General features: G+C 54.5%; 13 protein-coding genes and 1 pseudogene. 6 read left to right on the top strand and 8 right to left on the bottom strand.

Annotation, left to right across the window (positions count from 1 at the left end; translation table 11 throughout):
• Window positions 1-76 precede the first annotated feature (76 nt).
• Window positions 77-1,111: an AI-2E family transporter gene (locus FN037_RS00615; RefSeq protein WP_138362151.1), complete on the bottom strand. Its 1,035-nt coding sequence runs from the start codon at window positions 1,109-1,111 to the stop codon at window positions 77-79.
• A gap of 229 nt (window positions 1,112-1,340) precedes the next feature.
• Between FN037_RS00615 and FN037_RS24470 the strand changes: the two genes are divergently transcribed.
• The 3 genes from FN037_RS24470 to mdtI all read left to right on the top strand — a co-directional run bounded on the left by FN037_RS24470 (window position 1,341) and on the right by mdtI (window position 2,325).
• Complete coding sequence (locus FN037_RS24470; protein WP_241675643.1) at window positions 1,341-1,526, top strand: hypothetical protein; 186 nt, start codon at window positions 1,341-1,343, stop codon at window positions 1,524-1,526.
• Window positions 1,527-1,643: 117 nt separating this feature from the next.
• Window positions 1,644-2,009 (top strand): multidrug/spermidine efflux SMR transporter subunit MdtJ, encoded by a 366-nt coding sequence (gene mdtJ / locus FN037_RS00605; protein ID WP_142501343.1) that lies wholly within the window; start codon window positions 1,644-1,646, stop codon window positions 2,007-2,009.
• On the top strand, window positions 1,993-2,325 hold the full coding sequence (mdtI, locus tag FN037_RS00600) for a multidrug/spermidine efflux SMR transporter subunit MdtI (RefSeq protein ID WP_142501342.1): 333 nt from the start codon (window positions 1,993-1,995) through the stop codon (window positions 2,323-2,325). The genes mdtJ and mdtI overlap by 17 nt, the downstream gene beginning before the upstream one ends.
• Before the next feature lie 81 nt (window positions 2,326-2,406).
• Here the strand turns inward: mdtI and FN037_RS00595 are convergent, their stop codons facing one another.
• The 4 genes and pseudogenes from FN037_RS00595 to FN037_RS00580 form a co-directional block, all read right to left on the bottom strand.
• Window positions 2,407-3,219, bottom strand: a complete 813-nt coding sequence (locus tag FN037_RS00595; RefSeq protein WP_142501341.1) for a trypsin-like serine peptidase — start codon at window positions 3,217-3,219, stop codon at window positions 2,407-2,409.
• Window positions 3,220-4,083: 864 nt separating this feature from the next.
• Window positions 4,084-4,389 (bottom strand): annotated as a pseudogene (asr, locus tag FN037_RS00590) (acid resistance repetitive basic protein Asr); the annotation flags it as partial.
• 175 nt (window positions 4,390-4,564) lie between these two features.
• The gene (locus FN037_RS00585; RefSeq protein WP_138362155.1) at window positions 4,565-6,052 is read right to left on the bottom strand and encodes a carboxypeptidase M32; all 1,488 of its coding nucleotides are present in this window, start codon (window positions 6,050-6,052) and stop codon (window positions 4,565-4,567) included.
• Between the two features lie 276 nt (window positions 6,053-6,328).
• Window positions 6,329-7,579 (bottom strand): MFS transporter, encoded by a 1,251-nt coding sequence (locus FN037_RS00580; protein WP_138362156.1) that lies wholly within the window; start codon window positions 7,577-7,579, stop codon window positions 6,329-6,331.
• Window positions 7,580-7,697: 118 nt separating this feature from the next.
• On the opposite strand from FN037_RS00580, the gene FN037_RS00575 reads away from it, so the two are divergent.
• The 3 genes from FN037_RS00575 (at window position 7,698) to bioD (ending at window position 10,768) form a co-directional block, all read left to right on the top strand.
• A complete protein-coding gene (locus tag FN037_RS00575; RefSeq protein WP_138362157.1) occupies window positions 7,698-8,591 on the top strand; it encodes a LysR family transcriptional regulator in 894 nt (297 codons plus the stop codon).
• Between the two features lie 133 nt (window positions 8,592-8,724).
• Window positions 8,725-9,945, top strand: a complete 1,221-nt coding sequence (gene mlc, locus FN037_RS00570) for a sugar metabolism global transcriptional regulator Mlc (protein ID WP_138362158.1) — start codon at window positions 8,725-8,727, stop codon at window positions 9,943-9,945.
• Between the two features lie 127 nt (window positions 9,946-10,072).
• Entirely contained in the window at window positions 10,073-10,768 is a 696-nt protein-coding gene (gene bioD, locus FN037_RS00565; protein ID WP_138362159.1) for a dethiobiotin synthase, read from the top strand.
• Here the strand turns inward: bioD and clcB are convergent.
• The 3 genes from clcB to FN037_RS00550 form a co-directional block, all read right to left on the bottom strand.
• Window positions 10,721-12,016: a voltage-gated ClC-type chloride channel ClcB gene (gene clcB, locus FN037_RS00560; protein WP_142501339.1), complete on the bottom strand. Its 1,296-nt coding sequence runs from the start codon at window positions 12,014-12,016 to the stop codon at window positions 10,721-10,723. The two genes, bioD and clcB, sit on opposite strands and share 48 nt — an antisense overlap.
• Before the next feature lie 151 nt (window positions 12,017-12,167).
• A complete protein-coding gene (gene dmsD, locus FN037_RS00555; RefSeq protein WP_142501338.1) occupies window positions 12,168-12,773 on the bottom strand; it encodes a Tat proofreading chaperone DmsD in 606 nt (201 codons plus the stop codon).
• 34 nt (window positions 12,774-12,807) lie between these two features.
• Window positions 12,808-13,665 carry a DmsC/YnfH family molybdoenzyme membrane anchor subunit gene (locus FN037_RS00550; RefSeq protein WP_142501337.1) on the bottom strand — a complete coding sequence of 286 codons (858 nt, stop codon included), beginning with the start codon at window positions 13,663-13,665 and terminating at the stop codon, window positions 12,808-12,810.
• Between the last annotated feature and the right edge of the window lies 1 nt (window position 13,666).

The raw sequence follows: 13,666 nt of genomic DNA, 5'->3' as shown, positions 1-13,666 counted from the left end.
GTAGCTCACGCAGGCCGGACAGCATTAGCCGTCATCCGGCGGAATATGCGCCAGGTGTTAACCATTTGTTTTCGAATTAATCTTTGCTCAAATCGCTTAGCAGGTAGGCGATGCCTTGCCCGGCTACCGTCTGTTCGAGGGCGATTTTGACGATAATCGTTAGCGGTACTGAGAGCAGCATACCAACAGGGCCTAACAGCCAGCCCCAGAAGATCAATGACAGGAAGACCACCAGCGTCGACAGTCCCAGCCCGCGTCCCATAATTCTCGGTTCGAGGATGTTGCCGAACACCAGGTTAATGACGAGGTAGCCCGCCAGCACCACCAGCGCGTCGTACAGGCCGCCAAACACCAGTACCTGTAAAATTGGCGGGATCGCCGCGAGAACGGAACCAATATTGGGAATATAGTTGAGCGCAAAAGCCAGCAGCCCCCACATAAAGGCGAAACGGACGTCCAGCAGCACCAGCATTCCCCAGACCACCAGACCGGTGACCAGGCTGATGGCCGTTTTTAATACCAGATAGTGGGAGACGCTATCCAGCGCGCGCTGAATCGCCCCCATACCTTCCACCGGTCGCGACATCAGCTGTTGCAGCTTGGCGGGAAGCTGTGGCACTTCCAGCAGCATAAACACCACCGTCAGCAGCAGCAGAAAGATAGAGGACATGGCATTGGAAAGCTGGGTAAGCAGACTGGTAACCAGCGTCATGACCGCATTCGGGTCAATATACTTATTAAGCTCAACCACAGAAACAGTAAAACCGAAACGCTGTAACCACGGCGCAACGGTCTGCATCGGTTCATAGAGATAATTGCGATATTGCGGCAGGGTACGCGCCAGTTCATTTAGCGACGTGCCGAGCGAAGCCAGCAGCACCACCGCCAGCAGGACAATCACGCCCACCAGCAGCGAAATAGCCAGCACCCGCGGCACCCGGCAGCGCACCATCAACTGGACCAGGGGATTAATCACCACCGCCAGAAAGAGCGCCAGGACGAAGGGCACGATGATATCCGCCGCGAAGCGAATGCCGGTGAGGATGATAACCAGCATGCCGAGCATGATGACTATTTTTAAGCCGTTAAGCGTGATGATGGGTTTCGCCATACCGTTCCCTGCGCGAGAAAAATGGAGTTTAATATGAGCCATTGTAGACGTTACTAAAGTCAGTGTCTCAATGCTTTTGCTACCTAATTCGCCTGTGCTCCCTCAAAAAGCCGCCTGTAATAAATAATCGATGGGGCGCCATCATAATGGCAGGCGACAAGAGAAAAACTAATCAAAATCAAATATCCGCAGTAAAGAACTGCAAAGACTTTGAGTTAAATGTGACATTATGGTACAAATCTCCGGGTGTATAACGACTGAGGACAATTTCCATCCGCAAATGACGAGAAGCAATCCCGCGGATAATTGTAATTTTATGGACAATCAGTTCAGGATGTATATTTCCCATCACCCTGTAGTTTCCCTCTTTAACGCCTGTTTTTCTGGCGAACAGCACTGGCGCTCGGCGCTTTAGTCTTCTTCTTTCTGCCTGAGCTGGCGCTTCGCGCACGGCTAAAATAACGTCGATATTTTTCCGGTTTACGACGCCGTAAACCGCAACGAATTATATTCTCAAGCAGGAGAAGGGATCATGTTTTATTGGCTTTTATTAGCGCTTGCCATCGTTGCTGAAATTACCGGCACCTTGTCGATGAAATGGGCGGGTGTCAGCGGTGGTCATTCGGGATTTATTTTAATGCTGGTGATGATCACGCTCTCTTATATTTTTCTGGCTTTCGCGGTGAAAAAAATCGCCCTCGGCGTGGCTTATGCCTTATGGGAAGGGACAGGTATTTTACTGATCACTATTTTCAGCGTTCTGCTGTTTGATGAGGCACTGTCAACAATAAAAATCGCCGGTTTGATCACGCTGATTGCCGGAATTGTATTGATTAAATCCGGGACGCAGAAAGCCGTGAGTCCGTGTAAGGAGGGCCGTCATGCCACAACAGTTTGAGTGGGTTCACGCCGCCTGGCTGGCGCTGGCTATTGTACTGGAAATTATTGCCAACGTGTTTCTGAAGTTTTCTGATGGCTTTCGCCGCAAATTGTACGGCATGATGTCGCTGGCGGCAGTCCTCGGCGCCTTTAGCGCACTTTCGCAGGCGGTCAAAGGGATTGATTTGTCGGTAGCCTACGCGCTGTGGGGCGGTTTTGGTATCGCAGTAACCATTGCCGCCGGGTGGATACTGTTTGGTCAGCGTCTGAACAGGAAAGGCTGGATCGGTTTAATCCTGCTGGTGGCGGGCATGGTCTTAATTAAACTTGCCTGAATCTGGTGAAATACCGGGCTTTGGCTCAGAAGCACGATTTCACTCTGTTATTGCAGATAAATCAACGGCAGGGCTGGCCACTTATTGGGCGGCCAGCGCTTCCAGTTTGTCGCGAAAACCGGTAACGGCGATGGCGCGGTTATCGGCTCGCCATCGATCTTTTGCGCCAGGCGCTGAGCTCTGTACCGCAATGACCTGCCAGCCGTTAGCCGTTTTTAGCAACAGCGGCGAGCCACTGTCCCCCGGCAGGGTATCGCATTGATGGGAGAGGACCGAACTCTGTGCCCAGCCGGTCACCACGCAATCCTCATGCGCGTAAAGGTTATCCAGATGATCTTCCGGATAGCCTGCCTGAGTCACTTTACGTTCTGCGGTTTTCAGCGCGGCGGTCAGCTCGGCTTTCGTGCCGCTAAAAATCGGCACCGGCGTAATCCCGGACGGCGCATAGCGGATCATGATAAGGCCGAAGTCCCAGGGCGCCGCTGTCGTTGGCACTATCCAGCCGTCGCCATCGGCTTTAAGCCGCTTTGCCAGTGATGGCGTAACGCGGCCTTCAATCCCGTGAATTTCGTAAACCCAGCGCCCCTTGTGTGAGATAAAGCGCAACGCGACAGGTTTATCCGGTTTACCGTTGGGTGGCGTAAGCAGGCAGTGTCCGGCGGTGAGGGCCAGATGAGGAGAGATAAGCGTGGCGGTGCAGAGATTGCCGCTGGCGGTTTCCAGTTGCCCAATGGCATCCCAGGGATCATCAGCCGGCGTGCTTACCGGTTTACGGTTATCGTGACCGAAAAATAACGTTTTAATATCTTTTGCACTCATGCCATCGTCGTCAGCCAGGACCCACGAAGGCAGCAGGCAAATTGAACACAGTAATAACAGTACGTCTCTACGCATATCACTCTCAGGGGAGATAATTCTGTATATTGAAAGTAGCAGCAGATTTAAGTTTATGAAAGTTAAGAATAATTCCAATCAAGCCGAACGGCAGGAAAAATCAGCAAAAGTCGCCGGTGACAATCAGGCGAATGGCGTGATTTCAATAGTTTAACGTCGATTTCCGTTAGCGCTATTTCCGCAGAAAAAGGAAGTGGAAGCAATATAAATCGTGTATCCGAACGTACGAGAGTCCGTGAGAAATAACGCAATATCAATATGCGCGTTCTCTGAGCGCCGGTTAGTGTAACCATTGCGAAAAAAGAGATAACTTTAGCGGAAAAGAGCATTTCTTTACGTGTTTATGAATGACGTTAAAAGCGAAACATTTTCTCACCGTAAACAGTGTGATTGCGACGACCTTGTTGAGCAAACAGTGATGTTAGCCCGGCGATGATACCGGCAATTTCTTATATCCGTTGTACGGGAGGATCGATGTCTAAACAAGGTATTCGCGCATTAGTCTATGTTTCGCTGGCGTCTGCGATGATCTGGGGCGCTACCGGTTATCTACTGGTTAAGGCCGTTCACGTTCTGTAATCAGGCTTTGATCCGCGAGGGAGGGGACGTTGAGGACATGTGACCGTTGCGGATGCAACCCGAACGTTTAACAGCGACCGGGGATTTTCTGGTTGCTTCTGGCAGGTATCAGTATTTAGTCGAGAAAAAAACGGCTGGCGACCAGCGCGCAGATAATCAGCAGGATCAGGATGAGCTCAAAACGATAGCGCTGCAGCATGGGTGCTCTCCAGAAAAAACGGCGCTGAAGGAGACAGCGCCGATCTGATGTCAACCAACCTAACAACCTAACCGTGGAGATTAAGCAGCCGGTTGTGTCGCCGGTTTAGCGGCGTGATGCTTGGTGATTTTTTTGTGTTTTTTAGCAGCCTGCGCTTTCTGGGTTGCAGCAGGTTTAGCTTTTACTTTTTTGTGTTTTTTAGCAGCCTGTGCTTTCTGCTCTGCTGCCGGTTTAACCGCTTTTTTGTGTTTCTTGTGGTGAACCACTTTAGCGGTGGTGCTGTGAGTTGCAGCAGCCGGAGCCGTGGTGGTGGTGGTGGCCGCGTCGGCAGCGAAAGCAGCAGATGACAGACCCATAGCAGCGGCAACGACCAGAGCTAATACTTTATTCATTCTGATATCCTCGAAAAGGTTTCTTCATTTCAACCCCACTGCGGGGCCGTTGAAATAACTATATGCTTGTCTTTTCGGGGTTTCCGTGAGTGTTTGGTATCGGCGTGTAACGGTATGTACAATCTCGTGCGACAAAGAGAGACACGGCGTCAGGCTGAGCCCGACGCCGGAGAAATTAAAGATAGCGCGCGATGAGGTGCTGGCGGAAAAAGTCGCTGTTAAGGTCTTCCCCGGTAGCATGTTGAATCAACTGTGAGGTGCTGAAACGGCTACCGTGCTGCCAGATATTCTGCCGCAGCCAGTCGAAAAGGGCGCTAAGGTTGCCGCTGGCGATGTCGCTTTCTAACTTCGGCAGGGCGCGTTTGGCCGATGCCATCAGTTGAGCGGCGTACATTGCCCCTAAGGTATAAGACGGGAAGTAGCCAAAGCCGCCGTCAGTCCAGTGGATATCCTGCATACAACCATCGCGGTAGTTGCCGTTGGTGGACAGCCCGAGCCAGTGCTGCATTTTTTCATCCCATAAAGCCGGAATATCATCGACCTCGATTTCGCCATCAATCAATGGGCGTTCGATTTCGTAACGCAGAATAATATGTGCCGGGTAGCTCACTTCATCGGCATCGACGCGGATAAAGCCTGGTTTGACGCGCTGATTCCAGGCAATGAAGTTCTGCTGATTAAAGGCCGGTTGATCGCCGAAGTACTGGCGTACCGTAGGCAGCAGGCGCTGCAGGAAGGGGGTGCTGCGGCCAAGTTGCATTTCAAAAAACAGGCTTTGCGACTCGTGGATTGCCGTCGAACGGGCATGGGCGATGGGCTGACCGAGCCAGTTACGCGGCAGATTTTGTTCATAGCGCGCGTGGCCGGTTTCATGAATCACGCCAAACAGGGCGCTGAGCAGGTCATTTTCATTGTAACGGGTGGTGATGCGGACATCCTGCGGCACGCCGCCGCAGAACGGATGGGCGCTGATATCCAGGCGCCCGCTGTCAAAATCAAACCCCAGTACGCGCATCGTTTCCAGCCCCAGTTCACGCTGGTCGGCAATCGGGAACGGCCCCTCTGGCGCGATGAGCGGCGTATGCGCCTGCTTCTCCACAACCTGTGCCAGCAGCGAGGGAAGCCAGGATTTAAGATCGGCGAACAGGACGTCAAGCCGCGCGCTGGTCATATCTGGCTCAAAGATATCCAGCAGCGCATCATAGCGGGAACAGCCTTTTGCTGCGGCCCGGATTTGCGCCTCTTCGCGGCTGAGCCTGACCACTTCACGCAGGTTTTCGGCAAACCCTGACCAGTCATTGGCCGGGCGCTGGCTGCGCCAGGCGTGCTCGCAGCGGCTTCCCGCCAGCGATCTGGCTTCAACCAGACTTTCCGGCAGCAGCGCCGCCTGCTCATACTGGCGGGTCATTTCGCGCAGATTGGCCTGTTCGACATCGTTCAGATCTTCCTGAAGCGCGTTGTTCAGCCATTCCCCTACTTTTTTATCTGTCAGAATCTGATGCTGCAAAACGCCGAGTTCCGCTAACGCTTCGCTGCGGGCCGCGCTGCCGCCAGGCGGCATCATCGTGAACATATCCCAGCCGGCAATGGCGGAGAGGTGCGAAAAGCGTGAAAGGCGCTGGAAGGTGTGAGTAAGCAGATGATAGTTTTCGTTTTTTGTCATAGTTACACTCTGGGATGTTGCTAATGAAAAGTAAATGATTCGTTGGCTTCTACACTATCCTGATACCATCGTCAGGTCGAGGGATGCGAGAACTTCCTGCCTAAATCTTGCGGACAATCAGAGAAGAGTATGAGCAATAACGGGCCGGTGCTGCGGCAGCAGCCCATAACGAGGTGGGAGGCGCGTGGCTGATGGTTTACCCTCAGCGCTTTTACGCCGTAGAGCACTGAGGCGAGAGGTGAGTCACGTGACCAGTTCAGGCCACGTGAACAAATGCTATTTCAGACGATTGTGCAAACACCAGCCGGTCAGCAGGGCCACCATCAGCATCAGGGTGATAAACCCTCCCACGCCATTCCAGCCGTAGTTATGCCAGAAGATGCCGCCCAGCGTGCCCGCGACGCTGGAACCTACATAGTAGCTGAATAAATAGAGCGATGATGCCTGACCGCGGGCGCGGCGCGCACGCGGGCCAATCCAGCTACTGGCTACCGAGTGAGCAGCGAAAAAACCGGCCGAGAACAGCAGCATACCGATAAAAATCAGCCAGAGTGAAGAGAACAACGTGAGCAGCAGGCCGATGAGCATCACCGCGATAAAGAACAGCATCACCGGGCCGCGACCGTAGCGGACCGACATGGCGCCGGCTTTTGGCGAACTCCAGGTGCCGGTCAAATAGACCACTGATAACAGGCCGACAACGGCCTGGCTCAGCGACCACGGCGAGAGCATCAGTCGATAACCGATATAGTTAAACAGGGTGACAAACGACCCCATTAACAGAAAACCTTCGAGGAACAACAACGGCAATCCGCGATCGCGCCAGTGCAGGCGAAAGTTGATTAGCAACGATTTAGGCCGCAGCGAGGTCGGGCGGAAGTGACGCGACTCCGGCAGGATACGCCAGAACATAATTGCCGCCGCCAGGGCGAAACCGCTGATTACCGCCAGCGCAATGCGCCAGCCAAAGAAATCGGTAAACACCCCGGTCAACAGACGCCCGCTCATACCGCCAATAGAGTTACCGCTGATATAAAGCCCCATCGAGAAGGCGACGACGCTGGGGTGAATCTCTTCACTCAGATAGGTCATACCGACCGCCGCGACGCCGCTCAGCGACAGGCCAATTAGCGCGCGCATTATCAGGATCCCATGCCAGCCGGACATCATTGTGGACAGCAGGGAGCAGCAGGAGGCCAGCACCAGCGCGGTCACCATCACCTGCTTGCGGCCAATGGCGTCGGAAAGCGGGCCGGTAAACAGCAGCCCAATCGCCAGCATGGCGGTGGAAATCGACAGCGAGATACTGCTGCTGGCCGGTGAGATACCGAATTCGCGGGAGAGCACCGGCAGGATCGGCTGTACGCAATAGAGCAGCGCAAAGGTTGCCAGTCCGGCGGAAAAGAGAGCGAGGGTGACACGAATAAATTGGGGGGTACCGCGTTTAATAAACTGATTTGGCTGAGGAACGATAATGTCGCTGACATCGCTTGCCGGGACGGTGTCAACGGTAGTTGTACGACTCACGGAAAAATCCTTGGTGATAAACAGTGTGTTAAGTGCCAGACGCTGCACGTATTTAAGGGTATGAAAAGCAAAATATTCTGTCTAATATATTAATAATCTCAAATAAGACGTTTTAAATATGAATATCGAGCTGCGTCATTTGCGTTACTTTATCGCGGTGGCTGAAGAGCTGCATTTTGGCCATGCCGCCGCGCGGTTAAACATTTCCCAGCCGCCCCTTAGCCAGCAGATTCAAATTCTCGAACAGCAAATTGGCGCACGTCTTTTTGCCCGCACTAACCGTAGCGTGAGCCTGACGGAGGCCGGAAAACAGTTTCTGGCCGACAGCCGACAAATCCTCTCTCAGGTAGATGATGCCGCCGCGCGGGCCGCCCGTCTGCATCATGGCGAAACCGGCGAATTGCGCATTGGTTTTACCTCTTCAGCGCCGTTGATTAAGACGGTATCCGACACCCTGTCGACTTTCCGCCGCCGCTACCCTGATGTTCATATCCAGACCCGGGAAACCAATACCCGCGAACAAATTGTGCCGCTTAACGAAGGCGGGCTCGATCTCGGGCTGATGCGTAATACGCAACTGCCGGATACGCTGGTCTGGGAACGAATTTTGCGTGAACCGCTCCTGGCAATGGTCCCTTGCGATCATCCGCTGGCCAGCCAGCCCGGCGTGAGTTTGCGGGAGCTGGCGCGGGAACCGTTCGTGTTTTTCGATCCCCATGTAGGCACCGGGCTGTACGACGATATTCTGGGGTTAATGCGCCGCTATGGCCTGTCGCCGGTTATTACCCAGGAGGTGGGGGAGGCGATGACCATTATCGGACTGGTTGCCGCCGGGCTTGGGGTGTCCATTTTACCTGCTTCGTTTAAGCGAGTTCAGTTGCCGGAAATGCGCTGGTTGCCGATTAAAGAACAGGATGCGGTCTCGGAAATGTGGCTAGTCTGGTCGAAACATCACGAACAGGGGCTGGCGGCTCAGCGCTTACGTGAATCGCTTCTTGCCAGCGCCGAATGATTTTTTTAAGACAAAAATCGCTTAAAAATGTGCAGTAAATCACAAGGCTAAGCAAAAATTTGACGAGTGACGTTGAAGTGCTTCACCATAGCCCAGATTTTATTTCGAAGCGCGAAAATAAAGGGAGTCAACGGTGGTAGCGGACAGTCAGCCAGGGCATATCGATCAAATTAAGCAGACCAATGCGGGCGCTGTTTACCGCCTGATTGATCAGCTTGGCCCGGTTTCGCGTATCGATCTTTCGCGCTTTGCGCAACTGGCGCCTGCCAGTATCACGAAAATCGTGCGCGAAATGCTGGAAGCGCACCTGGTGCAGGAGACGGAAATCCAGGAGCCGGGAAGCCGGGGGCGCCCTGCGGTGGGGCTGATGGTGGAAACGGAGGCCTGGCACTATCTTTCCATCCGTATTAATCGCGGTGAAATCCACCTTGCGCTGCGGGATTTAAGCAGTGCGCTGGTGGTGGAAGAACAACTGGAACTGGCATTGCAACACGTGCAACCTTTTGCGACGCGATTACTTGATCATGTTGACCAGTTTTTTATACGCCATCAGAAAAAACTGGAGCGTTTAACCGCTATCGCCATCACCATGCCGGGAATTATTGACACCGAGAATGGCATCATCCACCGGATGCCTTTTTATGATGACGTTAAGGATATGCCGCTTGGGGAAATACTGGCTAATCATACCGGGGTGTCGGTCTACATTCAGCACGATATCAGCGCCTGGACGATGGCGGAATCGCTGTTTGGCGCATCGCGAGGGGCGCGGGATGTGATTCAGGTGGTTATCGATCATAATGTCGGCGCAGGCGTGATCACCGACGGTCGCCTGCTGCATGCAGGCAGCAGCAGCCTGGTGGAAATCGGTCATACCCAGGTCGATCCTTACGGTAAGCGCTGCTATTGCGGCAACCACGGCTGTCTGGAAACCATCGCCAGCGTGGAGAGCGTGCTGGAGTTAGCCCGGGTGAGAATGGCGAAATCGATGAGTTCGATGCTGCATCAGCAGCCGTTAAGCGTGGAGTGGCTATGTCAGGCGGCATTGCAGGGGGATCTACTGGCGCGGGACATTATCAGCGGCGTCGGGAACCATGTCGGACGGATCCTGGCGATTATGGTCAATCTCTTTAATCCGCAAAAAATCCTTATTGGTTCCCCCTTTAACCAGGCGTCAGATATCCTGTTTCCGGCGATATCTGATTGTATTCGGCAGCAGTCGTTACCGGCGTACAGTCGCCATATCGCGGTAGAAAGCACCCAGTTCTCTAACCGGGGTACGATGGCTGGCGCGGCGCTGGTCAAGGACGCCCTCTATAACGGATCGTTATTGATACGACTGTTACAGGGTTAACATTTTTTCATATTCACACCAAAAATTGCGCTATCTCAAGCTGACCTCATATGGCATCGCGTAGACTTTTTCCACCGTTGATTATTTCTCTCCTGTATATTTCATCAACATAACTGTGGGGTTAGTGATGTTTAAGCGTTTCTTCATAACAGGTACTGACACCGCTGTCGGGAAGACAGTGGTTTCTCGTGCGCTGTTGCAGGCACTGGCGGCCAGCGGCAAAAGCGTCGCCGGGTACAAGCCTGTGGCGAAGAGTAGCAAAGAGACGCCGGACGGATTGCGCAACAAAGACGCGCTGGTGTTACAGAGTGTGTCGTCGTTGACGTTACCGTATGATGCTGTCAATCCCATCGCATTAAGCGAAGATGAAAGCAGCGTGGCGCATAGTTTCCCGATCAACTACGGCCTGCTGTCGGATGGGCTGCAGCGTCTGAGCAGTCAGGTCGAGCACGTGGTCGTCGAAGGGACCGGCGGCTGGCGCAGCCTGATGAACGATCTGCGTCCGCTCTCGGAATGGGTAGTACAGGAGCAACTGCCGGTATTAATGGTGGTGGGGATTCAGGAAGGGTGTATTAATCATGCCTTACTGACTGCGCAGGCTATTGCCAATGACGGTTTGCCGCTGATTGGCTGGGTCGCTAACCGCATCAATCCCGGTCTGGCGCATTATGCCGAAATTATCGACGTGCTGAGCAAGAAACTGCCTGCGCCGCTGATCGGCGAACTGCCTTATTTGCCACGAGCCGAACAGCGCGAACTGGGCCGGTATATTGATCTATCGATGCTCGGCGAGGTGATGGCGATAGATAGAATCTCGGCATAGCGTCCGCGACAGCACTGATGCCAGTACGCTGGCAATCAATAAACCGGGCAGTAAAACGTATTGTCCGGTCATTTCGCATATCATCAGCGTTGACATAATCGGCGCGTGAGTAGTGGCCGCCAGGAACGCCGCCATGCCGGTTAAACCCATCATGATCGCCATTTCGGCGCCGCCCTGTAGCCAGATCCCTGTCAGGCTGGCAAACAACATACCAATGCCCAGGCCGACAAAGAGTGTCGGCGTAAAAATCCCGCCCGGCGCGCCGGAACCGCTGCTGGCCAGCACCGCAAATAGCTTGCAGACGAATACCATCAGCATCACGCCGAAGAGCGGTGGCGCCAGGAGATAGCGCTGCACCACACTGTAGCCGTTGCCCCAGACGGCGGGCGCGACCAGCGACAACAGGCCGACGATAATGCCGCCCAGCGCCAGTTGCCACGGCGGTGAAAGGCGTAGCCGGACGAAACAGTGATGGCTAAACCCCATCAGCCTGATGAACAGAGGGCCGCACAGTCCGGCCAGCAACCCGGTAGCCAGCATCAGTGCATATTGTGTCGCCCCCATGTTTTGATGGAATTCAACCTGATACAACGGCGCCGCGCTACCGTTCATCAGATTCGTCAGTAGCAGGGCGATCACGGCGGCAATCACCACCGGGCCCAGCGACGCCAGCATCAGCGTGCCAAATAAGATCTCAGCGATAAACAGGCTGCCAGCTAACGGCGCGTGATAAGCGCTGGCCATCCCGGCGGCGGCACCACAGGCGACCCACAGTTTCCATTCTTCTTTGGGGGTAAAACGGCGCGCGAACAGCGAGGCCGCCAGGGCCGCCAGCAGGATCATCGCCCCCTCGCGGCCAATGGCGCTGCCGGTGGTCACCACCAGCAGGGAGGCCAGCGACTTCACCAGGCTGGCTGGCGTATCAAACACGCCGTCACCTGTCTCAAGGGCTTCCATATAATCGGTCGGCGCATGCGGCCGATCGACCGTCCGGCGTTGCCAGAGCCAAAGCAGAATGCCTGCGCCCAGGCCGCCAAGCGCCGGAGTTAACAGCCGACGCCACCAGGGAAGCGCCTTTGCGGCATTGACCAGGCTGCCGCTGTCATTGTCCAGAAACAGGTCTTCCAGTCCGACCATCGCATGGCGAAACAGGGCGACCGCCAGCGCGGCAAAGGCGCCGACTAACATGGCAAACAATAAGCGACGGAACATCACCTGAAGATCAGGATAGCTATGGAGACGTTGCATCAGTGGATACGATTAACAGGAAACAGAGGCTTATTGTGCTGGGAAATAAGAATATACGCAAAAGCTATAAGCATGGATAAACGTGTATAAATGTGAATACGTGACATTGTCACAAAAACATCATGCCTGCCTGACAGGCATGATGCACGGTTTAACGGTAGAGGGGTTTTTCAGCCACCGCGCAGGACAGTTGCGTCTGCCAGTGTGCCAGCGTTTCTTGCGCCAACATGCCCAGCGCCTGATAAAAAGCGTTTCCCGCGTCGGCGACAAATACGCTTAAAAAGCGGCCTGACCACGGAAGCAGGTGCCAGGCAAGAAGCTGGGAGAAGGTTTCATCCTGACCGGACTCGCAGAGCCAGGCGGCCAGCAGCAGCAGCGTCCCGAAGTGGTCTTCAGGTTCTGTGCGTTGCGCCGCCAGACTGATGCCGTTCGCCCGCATCCACTCACGCAACTCCAGCGTTGAGTCGCCGAACAACACGCTCTCTTTATCCAGCCAGACCGAGCCCCACGGCGGCGCGGGCAAAGCCCACGGGCCGATAAACAACCGTTGCCAGGCCTCGGGCAACGGTTCCTCGTCGACAACAGCGAACTGCGCCGCCAGAATGTCCGGGACCGACCAGGGCCACTGACTTCGCCAACTGCCATCGCGCAGGGCGGCCACTAAGGGGGCCGCCTGCTCGCTATCCGGAGCAAAAGTAAACAACGCGCCCAGCGTACGGGCGCTTAAAGAGATTGCGTTACGGTCATCGGATTGCATGGTTCTATTGTTCCTTATCAGGTGACTCAGTTGCTTAACCGGCAATGGCTGTGCCGACCGTCATATGCAGGCCATAAAACAGGCCGCGGCCGATAAACTCGCCGAGTAATACCAGTATCAGGCCGGACAGTAAGCTGACTATCTGTGGCGTTTTCCGCCTTGCCAGCGGGCAGATCCAGCAGCCAAGACCCAGCGTCAACAGGACGAAGCGTAATGTTTGCAGCCAGCCATAATCTGGCAACAGCTTGCTGGCCTGTTGCACGGAACTGTGAATGCTCGCCAGTTCGCTACTTTGCAAAATGACAACCGCGAGGCTTGCCAGCAGTGCGAAAGTGCTGATGGAGGCGAACACTGTACCGTTGAACGTCACGTTGGCCATGCGCAACAGCAGGGCGGCAAACAGCGGCCCGCAGAGTAGCATCGTCAGGAAGAATGCGGCGGTGGTATAGCCATTATACCAGGTGGGAACGGTATCGATTTGGTACACCAGGGTCATTGCAAGGACGAACAGGCAGCCGAGCAGCATGGTGATCAGGAGCCAGGTTTTTGCCAACATCCGCGGCATTTTTCCGAGAAAGCTGAGTAGCCACCAGATTCCGCCTGCCGCGAAGAAGAGCGCCCCAGCGGCAATTTCATTACTTAATGCCGATGACCCGATGCGGTTAAGGGAATTAAATGCCCGGAACGGTGAACCGAGATGAAGGACTGACGCCAGAAAACCCACTCCCATCAACAGCCAGATAAAAAACATGCTGCGCACCAGGCGCTGGCGGGCGTCGGTGTTATTATTCAGCGATAGCCAGCCAGGCCCGGCCACGATCATTACGCCGGCAACGCTTTGCCCCAGTACCGTAAAGAGCACCAGCGGCCATTCATGCCATCCATTTCCCATT

It is taken from the genome of Klebsiella sp. 2680 (assembly GCF_900198535.1).
Taxonomy (GTDB): Bacteria; Pseudomonadota; Gammaproteobacteria; order Enterobacterales; family Enterobacteriaceae; genus Klebsiella; species Klebsiella indica.
The sequence above is the reverse complement of the archived record's forward strand: the minus strand, read 5'-3'. Positions and strand labels throughout refer to the sequence as shown.